The following is an 18,630-nucleotide window of genomic DNA, read 5'->3' on the forward strand; positions in this document are numbered from 1 at the left end:
TACGAAGGCCGGGTGCTCTCAAGAGCGGCCGGCCTTCAGCGTTTTTGTCCACCAGGACAGCTCATCCAGCATCCCGCCCGCCGCCTTGGTCAGCGCGTCGAAATCGGACAGCTGCTTTTCGCCCTTCATGACCGGACCGAACTGTTCCCGGCCGATGTGGACCGCGTTGCGCAGCGGGGCCATCTGCAGTTCCACGCAGACGAGCCGCAGCTGTTCGACAGCCCTGGCGCCACCGACGCCGCCGTAAGCGACGAAGCTTGCCGGTTTGCGGTTCCATTCCGTGTAGATGTAGTCCATCGCGTTCTTAAGGACGCCGGAATAACCGTGATTGTATTCCGCGGTGATGAAAATGAAGCCGTCCAGACGGCCGATCTTTTCCGCCCACTGACGCGACACCGGGTGTTGCGACGGCTGCGAGGCGGGAGATCCTTTTTCGTTGAAGAACGGCAAGGGGAAATCCCTGAGATCGATCAGTTCGAACTCCATGTCCGACCTCTGATCCGCAATCGCCTTCAACCATCCGGCCGGTTTGTCGGCGAAGCGTCCTTCCCGCGTTGTGCTCATGATGATGCCGATCTTGAAGTCCGCCATAGATGATGCTCCCTGTGTGCTGACTGATGTCGTCAAGTAAGGCACGCCGCCGTCCCGGCAAGGCATCCGCTAGTCGCGTGGGTCGGCTTCGGAACTTCGGCCCGTGACATGCGCATAGGCTGCCAGCGCCTCGTCGCGGGCGATGCCATGGTCGACGATCGGCCTCGGATAGGTCGTGCCGAGTTTTACGCCGGCCCTGTGCAGCACCTCGAGCGGCGCGTCGAAGGGTTTGTGGATGTATTTGTTGGGCAGTTTTGCCAGTTCCGGCACGAAGCGGCGAACATAGTCGCCGTCCGGATCGAATTTCTCGCCCTGCAGGATCGGGTTGAAAACCCGGAAGAAGGGCGAGGCATCCGCGCCGGATCCCGCCACCCATTGCCAGTTGGCAGCGTTTGAGGCGGGATCGGCATCCACAAGCGTGTCGCGGAACCAGGCTTCGCCGCGCCGCCAGTCGATCATCAGATCCTTGATCAGGAAGGAGGCGGTGATCATCCGCACGCGGTTGTGCATGTAACCGTGCCGCCAGAGCTGGCGCATGCCGGCATCGACGACCGGGTAACCCGTCATGCCCTTCGTCCAGGCCTTGAACTGGGCGGCGTCGAACCGCCAGGGAAAGGCATCGAAACGGTCGTTCCAGTTGGCCTCGCCAAGCTTCGGGAATTCCACCAACAGATGGTAGGAAAATTCGCGCCAGACCAGTTCCTTGCGGAAATGAATAAGGTCTTCCGTCGCTGGCAGCCCCCGCGTCGCATGCCAGATGCGCGCCGGGGAAATCTCGCCGAAGGCGAGGTGCGGCGAGAGCATGGAGGTTGCGTGCTCCAGGCCCGGGAAATCGCGGTCTTTCTTGTAGGTTGCGATCGGACGGTCGACGAATTCCTTGAGCCGTCGATGGGCGCCGTCCTCGCCTGGTTGCCAGAGTCTTTCGAACTCCGTGGCCCAGTTCGGGCGCGTCGGTAACAGGTCCCACTCGCTTAACACATCCGAGGCTGGCAAGCGTGCTGGCGCGGGGACGGCTTTCGGCGTCTCCACGGGCTCGCGCGGTTCGCCTTCCTTCTCCAGCGCCCGCCAGAAGGGCGTATAGACCCGGTAGGTCCCGCCGCTGCCGGTGCGCATCGTCTTCGGATCGTGCAGCAACTGTCCCTTGAAGCGTTTGACCTCGAGACCCTTGCAATGCAGCGCCTCGAGAATGAGGGGGTCGATCTCGTCGCGCTCGTACAGCCGGTTGAGGTAAATGGCCTTTGCCCCCATCTCGTCCGCGAGCGCGGACAACACTTCGACCGCCCTGCCGCTGCGAAGAATGAGCCGGTTTCCCTTTTTCCGAAGCGCCTGGTCGAGAGCCTCAAGAGAATGGTGCAGCCACCATTCCTGCGCAGCACCCAACGGGCCGACCTTGTCCGATGCCGGCTCGCGCAGATAAACGCAGACGACCGGCGCCCCGCTCTGCACCGCAGCTGTCAGCGCGCCATTGTCGTCGAGCCGCAGGTCCTTGCGGAACCAGAGAAGCACGGGCGCCTGATCGGACATGCGGAAGCTCCAAATCTGTCAACTGATACCGCATGTTACGGGTTGACGCCGCTCGCGGATCACCTGCCTGTCGGGCGTAGCAGAAGGACCGGGCAGGGGGCGCCGGCGGGCAATTCCGGCGCGTGCGGCGGCCGGATGATCAGCGCATCCGATTGCGCAAAGATCTTCATCATCGACGAATCCTGTTTGCCGAAGGCTTCCGCCACCAGCCGTCCCTGATTGTCGCGCGACAGCGTCGCACGCAGATAATCCTGCCGCTGGTCATTGGCCGACAGGCTCGTTGCGGTCACGGCAGAACCGGAACGGTCGCGCAAGGGGCGTCGTGCAAGCGTCGTGATCAGCGGCTCCAGGAAAAGGAGGCCGCAGACGAGGCTGGCGACCGGATTACCGGGAAGTCCGAGTACTTGCATGCCCCTGAGCGAACCGACCATCAGCGGTTTTCCCGGCCGCATAGCGATCCGCCAGAAATCGAGTTCCATACCCTTGGCCTTCAGGCTTGCCTGGACGAGATCGTGATCACCGACCGAGGCACCGCCGAGGGTGACGAGCACATCCACCTGCGCCTCGATCGCACGGCCGATCGCCGCCTCGATGAGAGAACGGTCGTCACCGACAATGCCGAGGTCCAGCACCTCGCCACCGGCCGCCCCGATGAGCGCCGCGACACCAAATGTATTGGAGGCGATGATCTGGTCGGGACGCGGTGCGCCACCCGGCGCGATCAACTCGTCGCCGGTTGCAATCACCGCCACGCGGGGCCGGCGGTAGACGCTAAGGCCGGGATGGTTCATGGCCGCGGCAACGGTGACATGGGCCGCATCGAGCAGGGTACCCGCGGAAAGCACCACCTCGCCCTCGGCAAAGTCCTGACCTCGGGGGCGGATATGCCGGCCTGCGGTTACCGCAAAGGTGGTGCGGATGCGGTTGCCATCCAGCGTTTCCGCATCCTCCTGGATCAGCACCGTATCGGCGCCCTCCGGCACCGGCGCACCGGTGAAGATGCGCACGGCCTCGCCCTCGCCGACGGAACCGGCAAAGGCATGACCGGCCGCCGACTGGCCAATGACGCTGAGCACCGAGCCGATCTCGGGCGCATCCTCGGCGCGCAGCGCGTAGCCATCCATGGCCGACGCATGAAAGGGAGGTTGGGTCAGACGCGCGGCGAGATCCCCCGCCAGTACGCGTCCCGCAGCCTGCCGAAGAGGAACCGTCTCGGTTGCCGTCATCGGCCGTGCGCGTGCGAGAAGCCGGCTCAGCGCCTCGGAAACGGGAAGAAGCGGGCCGGCCATGGTGTCATTCCTTGTTGTCAGCCTTGCTGTCGGCGTCGGCGCGGTGCCAATCGCCGGATTTCCCGCCGCTCTTCGCCAGAAGCGTGATGCCGCCGATCTCCATGCCTTTGTCGGCGGCCTTGGCCATGTCGTAGATGGTGAGGCAGGCAACCGAAACGGCGGTCAGCGCCTCCATCTCGACGCCGGTCTTGCCGGTGAGCTTCACCGTCGCTTCGACGCGCAGGCCGGGCAGGGCGGCATCTTCGGTGATCTCGACGGCGATCTTGCTCAGCATCAGCGGGTGGCAGAGCGGGATGAGGTTGGCGGTCTGTTTGGCGGCCATGATGCCGGCAAGCCGTGCGGTGCCGATCACGTCGCCCTTTTTGGCATTGCCGTCCCGTATGAGGGCCAGCGTCTCTGGCTGCATGCGGACGAAGCCGCAGGCGGTGGCAATCCGCACCGTGTCCGCTTTGTCGGCCACGTCCACCATATGCGCCTCGCCGGAGGCGGTGATATGGGTGAGCCGCGCCTCCTCGGCCATCATTCTGCCGCCTGGCTGGCGGTTTCCCCGAAGAGAAGCGCGCGGGTTGCCGTCGTCACGTCATCCTTGCGCATCAGGCTTTCGCCGACGAGGAAGGTGGAAATGCCGCTCGCCTTCAGCCGCAGGCAATCCGCATGCGTGAAGATGCCGCTTTCGCCGACAAGCAGCCGATCCTCTGGCACCATCGCTGCCAGTTTTTCGCTCACGTCCAGGCTCACCTCGAAGGTGCGGAGATTGCGGTTGTTGATGCCGACGAGCGGCGAGGCAAGTTTCAACGCCCGCTCCATCTCTTCCGCGTCGTGCACCTCGACCAGCACATCCATGCCGAGCGCAAGCGCCTCGTCTTCCAGGCGTTTTGCGAGGTCGTCGGAGAGCGAAGCCATGATCAGGAGGATGCAGTCCGCGCCCCAGGCACGCGCTTCATGCACCTGATAGCTGTCGAACATGAAATCCTTGCGCAGTGCCGGCAGATGGCAAGCCTTGCGGGCGGCGGTCAGGAACTCTGGTGCCCCCTGGAAACTGGGTGTGTCGGTGAGAACCGAAAGACAGGCAGCCCCACCGGCCTCATAGGCCTTGGCGAGCGCCGGCGGATCGAAATCGGGACGGATCAGACCCTTCGAGGGGCTCGCCTTCTTGATCTCGGCAATCAGGCCGAAAACACCCGCCGTCTGTTTGGCCCGCAGCGCAGAATAGAAGCCGCGCGGCGCCTCCTGGTCGGCGGCCATGGCCTTCAGGTCGGACAACGAGACGCGCGCCTTGGCCGCCTCGATCTCCTGCAGCTTGTAGGCCTCGATCTTTTTCAGGATGTCGCTCATGACCACCTCAGATAGGCTCGTTGGAGACCGCGACAAGGCGGTCGAGCACGGCCGCGGCATTGCCGCTGTCCAGCGACTGGGTGGCAAGGATCATGCCCTCCAGCACATCGGTTGCCTTGCCGGCCACGACCAGCGAGGCGGCGGCGTTGCAGAGCGCGATGTCGCGATAGGCATTCTTGGCGCCGGACAGCACGTCGCGCAGTGCCTTCGCATTCACCTCGCCGTCGCCGCCCTTCAGCTCGTCGATCGTCGCCCGGGCGACCCCGAAATCCTCCGGTGTCAGCTCGAAGCTGCGGATCGCGCCGTTTTCCAGCGCACAGACATGGGTCACGCCCGTGGTGGTGATTTCGTCCATGCCCTCGCCATGCACCACCCAGATCGTTTCCGATCCGAGATCACGCATCACTTCGGCGATCGGCTGCAGCCAGCGCGGCGAAAACACGCCGAGCAGCTGACGTTTGGCGCCGGCGGGATTGGAGAGCGGGCCCAGCAGGTTGAAGATGGTGCGTGTGCCGAGTTCGACGCGGCTCGGGCCGACATGCCGCATGGCAGCGTGATGCACCTGTGCGAACATAAAACCGATACCGGCGTCTTCGACACATTTCGCAATCAGCGCCGGCGGAATATCCAGCTTGACGCCAAGCGCGGTCAGCGCATCCGCCGTGCCGGATTTCGACGAGAGCGCGCGGTTGCCGTGTTTGGCGACCTTGACGCCGGCACCCGCCACGATGATCGAGGCGAGTGTCGAGATGTTGTAGGTGCCAAGACCGTCGCCACCCGTGCCGACGATGTCGATGACATCGGCCGGCGCATGCACCGGCAGCATCTTGGCACGCATGGTGGAGACGGCGCCGGCGATCTCCTCGACCGTTTCGCCCCGCACCCGAAGCGCCATCAGGAAACCGCCGATCTGAGACGGCGTGGCTTCCCCCGACATCAGGATGTCGAAGGCGGCGCGCGCCTCATCCCGCGACAGCACTTCGCCGTTCGCGACCTTGGCAATGAAGGGTTTCAATTCCGGCATGTTCTCCTCCCCAGGCCGTCAGCGCACCATGGCCTGCTCGGCAAGCGCCTGGTTGATCGAGACACCGTAGTTCTTCTGCAACTGGTTGACCACCTGATCCAGCATGTCGTCGCCGCTCGCACGGGCGATCTGGCGGACCTCCTGGTCGCCATCGCTCAGCGCATCGCCGGGCTGCTGGTTGACGGCGGTCACCCGCATCAGAAGCTGCGTTTCGCCATCGGCGCCAAGCGCTGCCACGTTGAGACCGACAGGGCCGGAGAAGGCGGCCTTGATCGCATCGGCACCAAAGACGGCATCCGCGCCCTGACGGCGCAGCCCGGTCTTCGTTTCGACCGCTAGGCCCAGTTCGCCGGCAATCGCGGCAAGTGTTTCGCCCTTGTCGAGACGGGCCTTCAGTTCGGCAGCCTTGGCGGCAAGTGCCGTGCGCTGCTGTTCGTTCGTCCAGTCGGTTACGGCCTTTTCGCGAACCTCCGACAGCGCCCGGTCGCGCTCCGGAATAACCTCGCGCACATCGAACCAGACGTAACCATCATTGCCGAGATTGACGGGGAGTGCCTCGGCACCGACATCCGTACGGAATACTTCCGTCAGCAGGTTGCGGCCCGCCGGCAGGTTTGGAAGCGGCTTGCCGTCGCCGTCATTGCCGCTGCTGTCCACTGTGACGACACTCGACTTGAGGTTCAGCTGTTTGGCAGCCTCTTGGAGCGACGCACCGCCACCGCGCACATCCTCGAATCGGTCGTGCACGGACTGGACGGCCTCGGCGGCGGCCGAGAGCGACAGCTGGTTGCGCAGTTCGTCCTTGACCTCGTCAAAGGTCTTCGTCGTTTCGGGACGGACATTGGTCACGCGCAGGACGACCGGGCCGAAGGGGCCTTCGACAACCGGCGTCACACCGCCCTGGGGGCCGAGTGCGAAGGCGGCATTGGCAATGGCCTGATCAGGCACCTGTTCCTTGGTGAAATCGCCGAGCATCACGTCGGCGGGCGTCTTGCCCTGATCCGCAACCAGCTGGTCGAAACTCAGCTGGCGTTCCTTCATCTGCGCCAGCGCGGCATCCGCCATTTCCTTGCTCGGGAAGCTCAACTGCTCGATCGTCCGGGTCTCCGGCGTCTTGTAGCTGTCCTTGCGGCGGTCGTATTCGGCCCGCACCTGCGCATCCGTCACGCTGTTCGGATCGGCGACGTCGGTCGGCTGCAGGGTGACATAGGCGAACTTGCGCAGTTCCGGCGCGCGATAACGGCTCTTCTTGTCGCCGAACCAGGCGGCCAGGACATCCTCCGTCGGCGCCTTGATCGGATCGATATTGGCGTAGGAGAGCAGGATGTAATCGAGATCGCGTGCCTCGTTGCGATAGGTCTTCAACGCATCGACGAGCACTTCGGGCGCCTGGAAGCCATCGGCCACCGCGTCGACGATCTGGCTGCGTACGGCGACCTTGCTGCGTTCGTTGATATAATCCTCTTCGCGCAGGCTGGCATTGCGCAGCCGGGCGGAGAAGAGCTGGCGATCGAAACGACCGTCATTGCCGCGGAAGGCCGGATCTTCGGCGATCAGGTTGGCGAGCCGGTCCTGGGACAGGCCAAGCCGCATATCCTCCGACAGCTGGTCCAGCGAAGCACCGGCAGCGAGCTGCGCAAAGGCCTGCTGTTCGACGCCGAGCGCGCGCGCCTGTTCCGTCGTCAGCTGCATGCCGAACTGACGGCTCAACGACGAAAGCTGTCGCTGATAGGCCAGGCGGAACTCTTCCGGCGAGATCTGCTGGTCTCCAACCGTCATCACGGCATTGCTACTGGGCGACAGGATGGATGCGGACACGCCCCAGATGGCAAACGAGACCACGAGCAGCATAAGGAGCAGTTTCGCAACCCAAGACCGGGCAGCGCTTCTGAGGGAATCAAGCATCGATCGACAATACCTTGCAAAGGGTAGAATTCCGCCTCCGGCGGGTTTGAAGGAATGTCTCTAGAACAAACTTCACCGGAAATGAAGCTGTTCCGGCTCAAAAGAACGATAGCTTTGCCTGACCGTCGCCACTGCGATGCCGATTGGCTCTTCGGGTGAGTGTCAATGGGAAACCGGTTTTCCCTTCGTGTCTCCCGTGTTATCCAGAGGAAAAGGAACGAAAGACGAACATGACAAGACGAGCCGGCAGCGCGGATCTACCGCTTCATTCAGGACGCGTTCCCGCCTGGCTTGGCCAGCGGATGACGCGGCTTGGCGCGTTGATCACCGAAGCCATCGTCCAGCATTATGGCCGCGACGAATTCCTGAGGCGCCTCGCCAACCCGTTCTGGTTCCAGTCCTTCGGCGCGGTGATGGGCATGGACTGGCACTCCTCCGGCATCACCACCAGCGTGATCGGTGCGCTGAAGCGGGGCCTCGCGCCACTTTCCGGTGAGCTCGGCGTGCATGTGTGCGGCGGGCGCGGCCAGCATTCCCGCAAAACCCCGGACGAGTTGATGGCGATCGGTCACCGCATCGGTTTCGACGGCGCGGGCATGGCACGCACCAGCCGACTCGTGGCGAAGATCGACAGCGCCGCCGTACAGGATGGATTTGATCTCTACTTGCATGGCTTCATCGTCGCCGATGACGGCAAATGGGTGGTGGTGCAGCAGGGCATGAACGATGCGCGGCGCCAGGCGCGCCGGTACCACTGGATGTCGGAGGGCATGACGAGCTTTCTTGATTCGCCGCATGCGGCAATCGAAGGCGAGGGGCAGGGGGATATCGTCAATCTCGCCGATCATCGTGCCGCCCGCTCGCGCGACGGACAGCTCGACCTGCTCGCCGATCTGGGCCCGGACAGGATCATACGGGAACTGGCAGCCTTGCGTGCCGAGACGGCCCTGCCGGTTCCCCAGCCCTTCCTGCCGCATCTCGTCATGCCGGATCATCACGATGTGCGGGAGAAGGACGTGCATATGCGCCGCCTGCACGGGGCGCTCGCCGCCGCCGCCGATCGCGGTCCGCAGGATTTCCAGGACCTGCTTCTGACGCCGGGCGTCGGTGCCCGCACCGTCGAGGCGCTCGCCATGGTGACGGAGGTGGTGCACGGCGCACCCTGCCGCTTCACCGATCCCGCACGCTTCTCCTTTGCCCATGGCGGCAAGGACCGTCATCCGTTTCCGGTTCCCATCAAGGTCTACGACGAGACGATCCGCGTGATGAAATCGGCTGTCACGAAGGGGCGGCTTGGTCGCTCGGAAGAGCTTGATGCACTGAAGCGGCTGGACGATCAGGCGCGCATGATGGAGCGTTACGTGACCGGGCCGGACTTCAAGGAGATCGTGGCCGGCGAATTCCGCCGCTCGCCTTCTTATGGCGGCCGCAGCGTGTTCGGCTGGGAAGAAGATCTGCAGGCGAGCCAGACACACGGGCGGAAGACCCAGGGTTAGATGGAAGGCGCCCGGACCGCCGGCGTCACGTCGCGGTCCCCATGGCCGGCTTCTCCGGAGCGTCTCGCCTTGCGCGCGCGGAACACGGCCTCGCTGATCAGCGAAACGGGCAGCGCGATGAAGAACGGAATGAAGAAATAGATCACCCGGAAGGCGACCAGCGCACCGATCGAGGCCTGATCGCCCATCACGCTGCGGACAGTCACCTCGAGCACGCCGAGACCTCCCGGCGCATGGGTGACGAGAATCGCGATATTGCCGAGCACGAAGGCGGTCGCGGCCTTGAGGTAGCTGACGTTTTCCGTCGCCTGCATCAACTCCATCAGGCAGGCCGAGACGAGCGCGAAATTCGCCGTGCCGATGACGATCTGTGCCATGGCGATCCGGGCGCGCGGCATCTGGAAGGACCAGCTTTTGATATTCAGCGGTGTGCGCAGGAAGGCTGCGAGAGCCACGTAGCCAGCGGCCGCAAGCAGAAAAGCGGCGCCCAATATCAGCACCGCGGACGGGGCGATCCTGAGTATTTCGGCAGTGTCCTGCGGATTGAGCACCATGACGATGCCACCGAGCACCAGAAGCCCGAGCCCGACGGTGACGCCCGAGAGCAGCACGATCTTCGCCACGTCCTCGGTCGACATGCCCCAATGGGCATAATAGCGATAGCGGATCGCGCCGCTGCTCAAGCCCGCAAGCCCGATGCTCTGGCCAAGACCCAACGCCACGAACGAGGCAAGCGCGATCTTCGGATAGGCAAGATCGTTCTTCACATACCGCACGCCGGTCCAGTCGAAGCCGGTGAGGCAGAGATAGGAGAGGGCGCAATAGATCAGCGCGAGCGTCATGTTCCAGGCTGGAATGGCACGCACCGACTGGACGATCTCCTCGAAGGTGAACTGGCTGAGGCCGACATAGAGCAGGTAGCCCGCCAGTCCGAAGCCGAAGATCATCGTGCCATAGGTAAAGAGCTTGCGGCGTCCGGAGGTCATCGGCATCTCCCGCTCTGTTGCGAGCGGCGGCCGCCTCTGCTGGTCTGTCGGGATGGAGGGGAAGTGTGTCTGCCAGTGGCCATCATCGTCTACCTGAGGAAGTGGACGAGAACGCGGCATCGGGGGCTTGGTTCCCACGCGGGGCAGGGGCTTACAAAAAACCCGGCGGGGCCGTGCCCGCCGGGTTTGGTTGCGATGGAATATCCGAAACGATCAGTCTTCGTCGGCCGCCATCTGCGACAGCACTTCACCGCGGCCGCGGGCACGCAGGATCAGCGGCACCGCCAGCGCAAGAAAGGCGACCGTCAGAAGACCGGCGGCGATCGGTGACGTAAACAGCACCGTGAAATCGCCCTGGCTGATGGCAAGCGCCCGACGCAGCTGCTGTTCGGCCAGAGGACCGAGAATCAGCCCCACGACGACCGGCGCGATCGGATATCCGAACACACGCATCAGGTAACCGAGCAGACCGAAGGTAAGCAGCATGCCGAGTTCAAAGACCGACGGGTTGGCGCCGATGGTGCCGAGCGTCGCAAACAGCAGGATGCCAGCATAAAGCCAGGGCTTCGGAATGGTCAGCAGCCGCACCCACAGACCGACGAGCGGCAGGTTGAGCACGAGCAGCATGAAGTTTGCGATCAGGAGCGAGGCGATCAGGCCCCAGACCAGCTGCGGATTGGTCGCAAACAGAAGCGGACCCGGCTGCAGGCCGTACTGCTGGAAACCGGCAAGCATGATCGCGGCGGTCGCGGTCGTCGGCAGGCCAAGCGTCAGGAGCGGCACAAGCGTGCCGGCCGCCGATGCGTTGTTGGCAGCCTCCGGGCCAGCCACGCCCTCGATCGCACCATGGCCGAATTCCTCCGGATGCTTGGAGAGCTTCTTTTCGGTCGCATAGGAAAGGAAGGTGCCGATCTCGGCGCCGCCGGCCGGCATCGCACCGATCGGGAAGCCGATGAAGGTGCCGCGCAGCCAGGGTTTCCAGGAGCGCGCCCAGTCGGCGGCATTCATCCAGACAGAGCCTTTGACCGCTTCCACCTTGTCCGGCCCCTTGTCGCCCTGAGCGGCGATGAAGAGCGTCTCGCCGATCGCGAACATCGCAACCGCCATGGTGGTCACTTCAATCCCGTCGAGCAGATCCGGCACACCGAAGGCAAGCCGCGTCTGGCCGGTCAGCTGGTCGATGCCGACGAGCGAAAAGGCTAGGCCGATGAACAGCGAGGTGAGACCGCGCAGCGTCGAATCGCCGAAGGCGGACGAGACCGTGACGAAGGCCAGCACCATCAGCGCAAAATATTCGCGCGGACCGAAGACTAGAGCGAGCTTGACGACGAGCGGCGCGATGAAGGCAAGCCCGATGGTGGCGATCAGGCCGGCCACGAAGGAACCGATGGCCGCCGTGGCCAGTGCGGGTCCCCCCCGCCCGGCGCGTGCCATTTTGTTGCCCTCGAGCGCGGTGACGATCGAGGCGCTCTCGCCTGGCGTGTTCAGCAGGATGGAGGTGGTCGAACCGCCATACATGCCGCCGTAATAGATGCCGGCAAACATGATCAGCGAACCGGCGGGATCCAGCCGATAGGTCACCGGCAGAAGAAGCGCCACGGTGAGCGCCGGACCGATGCCGGGCAGAACGCCGACCGCCGTCCCCAGCGTCACGCCGATCAGGGCATAAAGCAGGTTCATCGGCTGGGCCGCGGTCATCAGGCCCTGAAGAAGAAATTCAAACGTGCTCATCGCTCATCCTTCACTGGAAGAGGCGCTCAAGCGGCCCGGCGGGCAGGGAGAGCTGGAGAAGACCGGCGAAGATAAGCCAGACAATCAGACAGAGGACCATGCCGACCGGCAGCGAGATCCAGAAACGGCGCTTGCCGAAACCGGCAGCGGTCGCGGCAAACAGAACACCGGTGGCGATCGAGAAGCCTGCGGTGTTGAGAAGCAGCATCTGCGCGGCAAGTCCGCCGACGATCCAGGCGACCGGCTGGACCTCCTGTTTTTCCCGCTCGGGGAAATCGTGCCGGAAGGCGGCAAACACCGTCCAGACGGCCAACAGGATCAGCACGAAGGCAATGACCATGGGAACGGTCGCGGGGCCGACCGGCGAATATCCCATCACTTCCCGGAGGCGCGAGGCATCGGCGAAGATGACGGCGGCTATGACGACGAGAACGGCGGCTATGACAAGCGCCGCCCAATCGGGGCGGCGCTCCTCTGCCTGTTTCACAGGTTCTTGGTTCATTTCACCAGTCCGATTTCCTTCAGGACGGTTTCCGTCGCGGAAATGTCCTTGGCCAGCTGCTGGCTGAAGGCATCACCATCAAGATAGGTGTCCTGCCAGCCCTTGGTCTTCAGCGTTTCCTGCCAGGTCTTGGAGGTGGCGAGCTTCTTGACGTCGGCGGTGATGGCTGCCTTCTGCTCGGCCGTCAGGCCGGGACCTGCGGCGACCATGCGCCAGTTCTGCACGGCGATATCGAGGCCGGCTTCCTTCAGCGTCGGAGCGTCTGCGCCAGGAACGCGCTTTTCACCCGAGGTGGCGAGCAGGCGCAGCGTACCGGACTTGATCTGCGATTCGAATTCGCCATAACCGGAGATGCCGACCGTGACGTACGAGCCGAGGATGGCCGCGAGCGCTTCGCCGCCGCCGGCAAACGCGATGTAGTTGACCTTGGTCGGATCGACACCGGCAGCCTTGGCAATCAGGCCAGCTGCGATGTGGTCGACGCCGCCGGCCGAACCACCACCCCAGGTTACCGAACCCGGATCCTTCTTGAGGGCAGCGATCAGGTCATCGATCGACTTCAGCGGCGAAGCGGCCGGAACCACGATGGCTTCGTCTTCACCGGTCAGGCGGGCGATCGGGGTGACGTCCTTCAGCGTAACCGGTGCCTTGTTGGTCAAAATGGCGCCGACCATGACGTAACCGCCAACGATGAGGGCGTTTGCATTGCCCTTCTGCTGGCTGGCGAACTGGGCAAGGCCGATGGTGCCGCCGGCGCCCGGAACGTTGAGAACCTGGACATTCTTGGAAATGCCCTCCTGCTGCATGGCCGCCTGCAGCGAGCGGGCGGTCTGGTCCCAGCCGCCGCCGGGGCCTGCTGGGGCCATGATGGTGTAATCGGCAGCGGCGGCTGGCAGGGCCATGGCGCCGGCAACGATCGATGCGAGAATGAAATGTTTCAAGGGTCGGTCCTCCGTTGGCGTCGAATGACGCGTTATTCCTCACTCAGCCGGGAGGACGTGGCCGAGCGGTGGGTCTTCCAAGACCTTGACCGTGCCCCCTCCCATGCTGTCCGGGCAAGCCTCCTCAAGCCCGAATGCCACAAAGCCATCACATTATGCTGTCATTTACCTGACGTGTGCAGTGCGCAATCCGCCTTTGGCCCCCAGAATCTACTGGAGACGAAGGGCATCATTCCATTTTTCGATCAGCCTCGCACGTTTTACCTGATCCAGATAGACCATGAGACCCGGGCTGACCGGAACCGGTTTCAGCTGTCCGCCCAGCAATTCGCGCATGGCGTTTGCCGTATTTCCCTGCGCCACGTCCGGGCTGACCGCCGGGATCTGCAATTCCTGGGTCAGGATCGTTTGCCCCTCCCGCGACATGAAGAAGGCGAGGAAACGCCGGCCGAGTTCCGCCGACCGCGCAGCCTGTGGCACCAGGCCGATTCGCGACATCACCACCGTATAGTCCTTCGGCAGCACGATCCCGACATCGGGATGGCTGGAGGCCCAGTCGGCGGCATAGGAACCGAGAATGTTGTAGCCGAGCACGAAACGGCCATCCGCCACCCGTTCGAGGATCGCCTGGCTGGTCGAATAGAGTTTGACGCCCGCGGCCCCCATGGCCCGCACCACCGACCAGATATCATCGAACTGTTCCTGGTCGCGTGACATAAAGAGAAATCCCACACCCGACCGTTCGATGTCATAGGTCCCGATCCGCCCGAACACCGCTTCGTCCTTGCGCGACAGGTAATCGACAAATTCCGCCCGCGTCGATGGCGGCGCCTCATCGGCAAAACTCGGCTTGTGATAGACGAAGACCGCCGGCTCGAAGGTCAACGCATAGGCCGTGTCGCGCCAGTTCGCCCAAGTCGGCCAGCGCGCGCTCATCGGCAGGTGGCTCACCTGCGCATATCCGTCATTGGCGAGCTTCACCTGCAGATCCATGGCGGAGGAAAAGGCGAAATCCGCCGTGCCGCCACCTTTGTCGGTCTCGGCCACCACCCGATCGAAGATCTCGCCCGTCAGCATGTCCTCGTAACGCACCGCAACATCCGGATTGGCCTTCTGGAAGGCCTTGATCATCGGTCGGGCCAAAGGATCGTCGAGCGAGGAATAAACGACGAGTTCGGCCGCATCCGCGCGCCCGGATGGCGCCGCATAGAAGGTAACGTCCGCCCGGACGAACGGCGCAAAGCCGAGAAGGCAAAGGACGGTGGCGAGGGGAAGTTTCATGGCGCCATGATGCCGCATGGGACGGGCACACACAAGCTGCAATGCCATCCGCCATGCAGCCGTCGCAGACGCCAAAGTCCAGGGCAGATCAACGCGGATGACAGTCTGCCAATTCCCCATTATCTTCCGCCGCGAATTGGGGGAAAATTTCTTGCGCATTCTGTTGGTTGAGGACAACGACACGCTGGCGGATGGCCTGTCCGCCATCCTGCGCGGGAGCGGTTATGCCGTGGACACCGTCTCGGACGGGTTATCGGCCGAGGCTGCCGCCGCCGCCCAGAACTTCGACCTGATCATCCTCGACCTCAACCTTCCCGAAATGGACGGGCTCGATGTGCTGCGCTCGATCCGGGCGCGGCAGAACCAGGCTGCCGTCATGATTCTCACCGCCCGCGGCGCACCGGAAGAGCGGGTGAGGGGGCTCGACCTCGGCGCCGACGACTATCTGACGAAGCCCTTCGAGATTTCCGAACTGGAGGCGCGCATCCGTGTTCTCCTGCGCCGCCAGGCGGGGCTTCGAACATCGCGGGTGGAATTCGGAGCACTCACCTTCGACCTCACCTCGCGCAGCTTTACCGCGGCCGGACGTCCGATCGATATTCCTGCCCGCGAACTCGGCCTGCTCGAGCTGCTGTTTCTGAGGGCCGGCAAGGTGGTCTCCAAGGACACGATCATCGATTCGCTGACGGGGTTTGACGAGGATCTGTCCGCCAATGCAATCGAGCAATATGTCAGCCGGCTGCGAAAACGCCTGCAGAGCCACGGCCTGACGATCCGCACCGCCCGCGGCATCGGTTATTATCTCGATCTTGTGGCTGCCGAGGGATGAGGGTGATCACCCGCTCGCTTCGCGGACGCCTGCTCGCCTGGCTTCTCGCGGCTACGGCAGCTCTCGGCGTGGCGGCGCTCGCCGACACATGGCGGGAGGCACAACAGACGGCGGATGACGTCTCGGACCGCGTCCTGGCCGGTTCGGCGCTGGCGATTGCCGAGCGCGTGGTGGTGGCGGAAGACGGGTCTCTTGAAGTCGACATTCCCTACGTGGCGCTGGAAATGCTGACATCCGCGGCACAGGACCGTGTCTTTTACCGGGTCGACGGGCCGCCTGGAACCTTCATCACCGGTTATCAGACCCTGCCGGCCCTGCCGCGCGGCGAGGGCCAGTCCACCGCCTTTGCCGATGCGGTGTTTCGCGGCGAACCCATCCGGGTCGCGACACTGGCGCGCTCCGCCTCGACCGGCGTCTCCTCCGTCCCCTTCACGGTCACGGTTGCGGAAACAACGATCGCTAGGCGCCAGCTTGCGCAGTCGATCCTGCTGCATTCGGCAGCGCGGATCGGCCTGATGATCCTGGGCGCCGCAATCATCGTCTGGATTGCCGTGTCGATCTCGCTGCGGCCGCTCTACCGGTTGAGCGGGGCGATTGCCCGACGCAGCCCGGATGATCTCCAGCCGATCGGCGAAAGTGTTCCAAGTGAGGTGGAGGGCCTTGTCGAAACCGTCAATTCCTTCATGCTGCGGCTGCAATCCTCGCTCGAAGCGTTGCGCCACTTCACCGGAAATGCCAGCCATCAGCTGAGGACCCCGCTTGCGGTCGTGCGAACGCAATTGGCGCTGGCGGAGCGGGCAGGCGACGCCGCCGATGTCCAGGCTGCGATCCACCGCGCCGATTCCGCCGTCGCCCATGCGGAACGTGTTCTGGCGCAGCTTCTGATGATGTCGCGCATCGATGCCGCCGCCCGTAATGCGCATGGTGGCATGGAAGAACTCGACATCGCGAGGCTCGCACAGGAGATCACCGCCGATCATGTTCCGTCAGCGGCGGAAGCCGGCATTGATCTCGGTTACGAAGGTGACACGGAGGCGCGGGTGCGCGGCGAGACCTTGCTGCTTGCCGAAATGCTGAAAAACCTGATCTCGAACGCCATCCTGTATGCCGGCAGCGGCGCGGAGGTCACGGTTCGGGCGCGAGCGGAACAGGCCGCCATCCTCATCGAGGTGGAAGACGATGGCCCGGGCATCCCCGAGCACAAGCGGGCCGACGTGATGCAACGGTTCCACCGGGCCGATGCCAAGGACAGCCGTGGCACCGGCCTCGGGCTTCCGATCGTCGAGGAAATTGCCGTCCTGCACAAAGGAACTATACTTCTGTCTGAAGGGCGCGATGGCAGAGGATTAAAGGTCACGGTGACGCTGCCACGCTCCGAAATGCCCGACAGCCGTTAACAGCGTCGTCAGTGCAGCGTATCGCGTGCGGCATCTTCCTGCAGCAGGCGCAGCGCATCGTCGAGCGCCGCGACCAGGATGTCCGTCAACTGGTCCGGATCATTGTTTTCGAGGAAGAGTGCGATTGCTGCTTCCTGGCTGTCCATCGTCTGGTTTTCCATGTCGTTCATGTCATGCCCCCAAGATTCGCCGTATCCATTTCGGCTTGCACGACCAGCCATAAGCCGCGTCGCTTGCGTCTGGCTGGATCGCGCCTGAAACCGGCCAGGGGTCTGACCGGACGCTCATGATGACGGCGAACCGTTTCGGCACAGCGCCGTTCCCATTGTTGATGCAAAATGGGGCAGGGCGACGACCGGAACCGGGAGAGAAATTGACCGAACATCCGCCAAGGTCAATGGCGGAAGAAGAAGATTTTCAGAAAAATGGCAGGTGCGCGGTAATGGCGATGCGAAGAAAGGCGTGCCTTGGAGCCTGGCGGCCCTCGTCAGCGTGCGCTCTGCGAGGGGCTGCCGGACGGGCGGGAGCGGGCGAGATTGTCACGCGGCAGTTCGGTCAGATCGTCCCAATTCGGACCATGGCCGAAGCCGGTCATCAGCCAGGAGGCCGCCACATCCAGCGCATCGGCGATGATAAGAAGCCTGTCGAGACTTGGTGCCGCCCGGTCGTTTTCCCAGTATCGCACCGTATCCGGCGTGGAGTTGATGGCATGCGCCACCTGCTCGACCGTCAGGTTGCGGGCCTCGCGCGCGAGCGACATGCGCCCGCCCAGCGTATCGTCGGCATCGAAGCTCCAGCCGAACTCGTCGTTTCCCATGGGAAACCCTCCATGTGACATGGCCACTCTAACAGTCGATGGTATCCATGGCCGGTCGCGAAACGACCGGCCATGTCGCGCTTGGTTCAGTCTTCGCCGACCCAGGTCTTGATCTGGTCCGGATGGTCCTTGATGTATTTGGCCACAGCCTCTTCGTAAGAGGTCTCCTGCGCGTTGAACATCGCCTGCTCCAGGTCGGAGATCGGCAACTTCATGCGGGACAGGAAGTCGGCAACCTCTGGATTTTCGTCCTTGAAGCCGGTGCGTGCCAGGATGTCGACATGTTCGGCTTCACCGAGCGCCTTTTTCGGGTCGTCGAGGTAACGCAGCTTGTATTTGCCGAACATCCAGTGCGGGCTCCAGGAGGTGGCGACGAACCAGTCCTCGGACCGATAGGCACGATCGACGGTGGTCAGCATGCCCGCTTCGCTGGAGATCTGCAGTTTGTAGTCGGAAAGCTCATAGGCCTTCAGCGCCTCCTGCGACAGGCGGGTGAGGCCGGCGCCGGGATCGATGCCCTGAACGGTGTTGCTGAGCTTTTCCTTAACCTCCGGCTTGTTGAGATCGGCAATCGACGCAATCTCGCTTTCCGGCACATAGGAGGGCACGACCCAGCCGAGTTTTGCGCCGTCATACACAGTGCCGAGCGTCTCGACCTGGCCTTCGACGCGCTTGTAATAATCGGCATGTGTCTGCGGCAGCCAGGCCATCATCATAAAATCGAGGTCACCGCGGCTGACCCCTTGATAAAGGGGGGCGACATCGGTCTGCACCAGTTCGACCTTACGGCCGAGATCATCCTCGATGATCTTCGCGGCGAGCTTCGTGGCGAATTCCGCGTCCGACCAGGCCGACCAGCCGATCTTCACCGGCTCCTTGTCCTGGGCGACAGCGATGGTGGCGGTTCCGCTGGCGAGAACCGCAGCGAGCCCGATGGTTGCGCCGAGCGACGCGATTGTCTTGAACATGGTTGCTCCTTTTC

Annotated in this window: 18 protein-coding genes; 3 read left to right on the forward strand and 15 right to left on the reverse strand. The window is 63.5% G+C overall.

The features are described 5' to 3' along the window. Positions 1 to 18: 18 nt before the first annotated feature. The 7 genes from OU993_RS25210 to OU993_RS25240 form a co-directional block, all read right to left on the reverse strand. Positions 19 to 591 carry an NADPH-dependent FMN reductase gene (locus OU993_RS25210; RefSeq protein WP_268161668.1) on the reverse strand — a complete coding sequence of 191 codons (573 nt, stop codon included), beginning with the start codon at positions 589 to 591 and terminating at the stop codon, positions 19 to 21. A gap of 69 nt (positions 592 to 660) precedes the next feature. Further along, positions 661 to 2,115, reverse strand: a complete 1,455-nt coding sequence (locus OU993_RS25215; RefSeq protein ID WP_268161669.1) for a cryptochrome/photolyase family protein — start codon at positions 2,113 to 2,115, stop codon at positions 661 to 663. A gap of 59 nt (positions 2,116 to 2,174) precedes the next feature. Beyond that, positions 2,175 to 3,404, reverse strand: coding sequence for a molybdopterin molybdotransferase MoeA (locus tag OU993_RS25220; protein ID WP_268161670.1), 1,230 nt, complete (start codon positions 3,402 to 3,404; stop codon positions 2,175 to 2,177). Positions 3,405 to 3,408: 4 nt separating this feature from the next. Next, positions 3,409 to 3,924, reverse strand: a complete 516-nt coding sequence (gene moaC / locus OU993_RS25225; RefSeq protein ID WP_268162529.1) for a cyclic pyranopterin monophosphate synthase MoaC — start codon at positions 3,922 to 3,924, stop codon at positions 3,409 to 3,411. Further along, entirely contained in the window at positions 3,924 to 4,739 is an 816-nt protein-coding gene (trpC, locus tag OU993_RS25230; protein ID WP_268161671.1) for an indole-3-glycerol phosphate synthase TrpC, read from the reverse strand. Before trpC ends, moaC begins: the two co-directional genes overlap by 1 nt. 7 nt (positions 4,740 to 4,746) lie before the next feature. Beyond that, positions 4,747 to 5,763 carry an anthranilate phosphoribosyltransferase gene (trpD, locus tag OU993_RS25235; protein ID WP_268161672.1) on the reverse strand — a complete coding sequence of 339 codons (1,017 nt, stop codon included), beginning with the start codon at positions 5,761 to 5,763 and terminating at the stop codon, positions 4,747 to 4,749. 18 nt (positions 5,764 to 5,781) lie between these two features. Beyond that, complete coding sequence (locus OU993_RS25240; protein WP_268161673.1) at positions 5,782 to 7,668, reverse strand: peptidylprolyl isomerase; 1,887 nt, start codon at positions 7,666 to 7,668, stop codon at positions 5,782 to 5,784. Positions 7,669 to 7,898: 230 nt separating this feature from the next. Here OU993_RS25240 and OU993_RS25245 point away from each other — a divergent pair, with 230 nt between their 5' ends. Beyond that, on the forward strand, positions 7,899 to 9,164 hold the full coding sequence (locus OU993_RS25245) for a DUF763 domain-containing protein (RefSeq protein ID WP_268161674.1): 1,266 nt from the start codon (positions 7,899 to 7,901) through the stop codon (positions 9,162 to 9,164). Here OU993_RS25245 and OU993_RS25250 read toward each other — a convergent pair. From OU993_RS25250 to OU993_RS25270, 5 genes are all read right to left on the reverse strand, one after another. Further along, positions 9,161 to 10,150, reverse strand: a complete 990-nt coding sequence (locus OU993_RS25250) for a lysylphosphatidylglycerol synthase transmembrane domain-containing protein (RefSeq protein ID WP_268161675.1) — start codon at positions 10,148 to 10,150, stop codon at positions 9,161 to 9,163. The genes OU993_RS25245 and OU993_RS25250 overlap by 4 nt on opposite strands. A gap of 213 nt (positions 10,151 to 10,363) precedes the next feature. Further along, complete coding sequence (locus tag OU993_RS25255) at positions 10,364 to 11,881, reverse strand: tripartite tricarboxylate transporter permease (protein ID WP_268161676.1); 1,518 nt, start codon at positions 11,879 to 11,881, stop codon at positions 10,364 to 10,366. A gap of 10 nt (positions 11,882 to 11,891) precedes the next feature. Continuing rightward, on the reverse strand, positions 11,892 to 12,383 hold the full coding sequence (locus OU993_RS25260; protein WP_268161677.1) for a tripartite tricarboxylate transporter TctB family protein: 492 nt from the start codon (positions 12,381 to 12,383) through the stop codon (positions 11,892 to 11,894). Further along, positions 12,380 to 13,324, reverse strand: coding sequence for a tripartite tricarboxylate transporter substrate binding protein (locus OU993_RS25265; RefSeq protein ID WP_268161678.1), 945 nt, complete (start codon positions 13,322 to 13,324; stop codon positions 12,380 to 12,382). Before OU993_RS25265 ends, OU993_RS25260 begins: the two co-directional genes overlap by 4 nt. Before the next feature lie 210 nt (positions 13,325 to 13,534). Further along, on the reverse strand, positions 13,535 to 14,605 hold the full coding sequence (locus OU993_RS25270) for an ABC transporter substrate-binding protein (RefSeq protein ID WP_268161679.1): 1,071 nt from the start codon (positions 14,603 to 14,605) through the stop codon (positions 13,535 to 13,537). 151 nt (positions 14,606 to 14,756) lie between these two features. Here OU993_RS25270 and OU993_RS25275 point away from each other — a divergent pair, with 151 nt between their 5' ends. After that, the gene (locus OU993_RS25275) at positions 14,757 to 15,434 is read left to right on the forward strand and encodes a response regulator transcription factor (protein WP_268161680.1); all 678 of its coding nucleotides are present in this window, start codon (positions 14,757 to 14,759) and stop codon (positions 15,432 to 15,434) included. After that, positions 15,431 to 16,831 carry a sensor histidine kinase gene (locus OU993_RS25280; RefSeq protein ID WP_268161681.1) on the forward strand — a complete coding sequence of 467 codons (1,401 nt, stop codon included), beginning with the start codon at positions 15,431 to 15,433 and terminating at the stop codon, positions 16,829 to 16,831. The genes OU993_RS25275 and OU993_RS25280 overlap by 4 nt, the downstream gene beginning before the upstream one ends. Positions 16,832 to 16,839: 8 nt before the next feature. Here the strand turns inward: OU993_RS25280 and OU993_RS25285 are convergent, their stop codons facing one another. The 3 genes from OU993_RS25285 to OU993_RS25295 form a co-directional block, all read right to left on the reverse strand. Beyond that, positions 16,840 to 17,001: a hypothetical protein gene (locus OU993_RS25285; protein ID WP_268161682.1), complete on the reverse strand. Its 162-nt coding sequence runs from the start codon at positions 16,999 to 17,001 to the stop codon at positions 16,840 to 16,842. A gap of 317 nt (positions 17,002 to 17,318) precedes the next feature. Continuing rightward, positions 17,319 to 17,648 carry a helix-turn-helix domain-containing protein gene (locus OU993_RS25290; protein ID WP_268161683.1) on the reverse strand — a complete coding sequence of 110 codons (330 nt, stop codon included), beginning with the start codon at positions 17,646 to 17,648 and terminating at the stop codon, positions 17,319 to 17,321. Positions 17,649 to 17,734: 86 nt separating this feature from the next. Then, complete coding sequence (locus OU993_RS25295; RefSeq protein WP_268161684.1) at positions 17,735 to 18,616, reverse strand: glycine betaine ABC transporter substrate-binding protein; 882 nt, start codon at positions 18,614 to 18,616, stop codon at positions 17,735 to 17,737. Positions 18,617 to 18,630 lie beyond the last annotated feature (14 nt).

The organism is Rhizobium sp. SL86 (assembly GCF_026672545.1).
Taxonomy (GTDB): Bacteria; Pseudomonadota; Alphaproteobacteria; order Rhizobiales; family Rhizobiaceae; genus Neorhizobium.

What these genes read in the sequence shown, in the direction of transcription:
- OU993_RS25290 (WP_268161683.1), bottom strand. Translation starts at nt 17,648, where the DNA reads ATGGGAAACGACGAGTTCGGCTGGAGCTTCGATGCCGACGATACGCTG.
- OU993_RS25285 (WP_268161682.1), bottom strand. Translation starts at nt 17,001, where the DNA reads ATGAACGACATGGAAAACCAGACGATGGACAGCCAGGAAGCAGCAATC.
- trpD (WP_268161672.1), bottom strand. Translation starts at nt 5,763, where the DNA reads ATGCCGGAATTGAAACCCTTCATTGCCAAGGTCGCGAACGGCGAAGTG.
- moaC (WP_268162529.1), bottom strand. Translation starts at nt 3,924, where the DNA reads ATGGCCGAGGAGGCGCGGCTCACCCATATCACCGCCTCCGGCGAGGCG.
- OU993_RS25260 (WP_268161677.1), bottom strand. Translation starts at nt 12,383, where the DNA reads ATGAACCAAGAACCTGTGAAACAGGCAGAGGAGCGCCGCCCCGATTGG.
- OU993_RS25255 (WP_268161676.1), bottom strand. Translation starts at nt 11,881, where the DNA reads ATGAGCACGTTTGAATTTCTTCTTCAGGGCCTGATGACCGCGGCCCAG.
- OU993_RS25240 (WP_268161673.1), bottom strand. Translation starts at nt 7,668, where the DNA reads ATGCTTGATTCCCTCAGAAGCGCTGCCCGGTCTTGGGTTGCGAAACTG.
- OU993_RS25280 (WP_268161681.1), top strand. Translation starts at nt 15,431, where the DNA reads ATGAGGGTGATCACCCGCTCGCTTCGCGGACGCCTGCTCGCCTGGCTT.
- OU993_RS25270 (WP_268161679.1), bottom strand. Translation starts at nt 14,605, where the DNA reads ATGAAACTTCCCCTCGCCACCGTCCTTTGCCTTCTCGGCTTTGCGCCG.
- OU993_RS25220 (WP_268161670.1), bottom strand. Translation starts at nt 3,404, where the DNA reads ATGGCCGGCCCGCTTCTTCCCGTTTCCGAGGCGCTGAGCCGGCTTCTC.
- OU993_RS25295 (WP_268161684.1), bottom strand. Translation starts at nt 18,616, where the DNA reads ATGTTCAAGACAATCGCGTCGCTCGGCGCAACCATCGGGCTCGCTGCG.
- OU993_RS25245 (WP_268161674.1), top strand. Translation starts at nt 7,899, where the DNA reads ATGACAAGACGAGCCGGCAGCGCGGATCTACCGCTTCATTCAGGACGC.
- OU993_RS25250 (WP_268161675.1), bottom strand. Translation starts at nt 10,150, where the DNA reads ATGACCTCCGGACGCCGCAAGCTCTTTACCTATGGCACGATGATCTTC.
- OU993_RS25210 (WP_268161668.1), bottom strand. Translation starts at nt 591, where the DNA reads ATGGCGGACTTCAAGATCGGCATCATCATGAGCACAACGCGGGAAGGA.
- trpC (WP_268161671.1), bottom strand. Translation starts at nt 4,739, where the DNA reads ATGAGCGACATCCTGAAAAAGATCGAGGCCTACAAGCTGCAGGAGATC.
- OU993_RS25215 (WP_268161669.1), bottom strand. Translation starts at nt 2,115, where the DNA reads ATGTCCGATCAGGCGCCCGTGCTTCTCTGGTTCCGCAAGGACCTGCGG.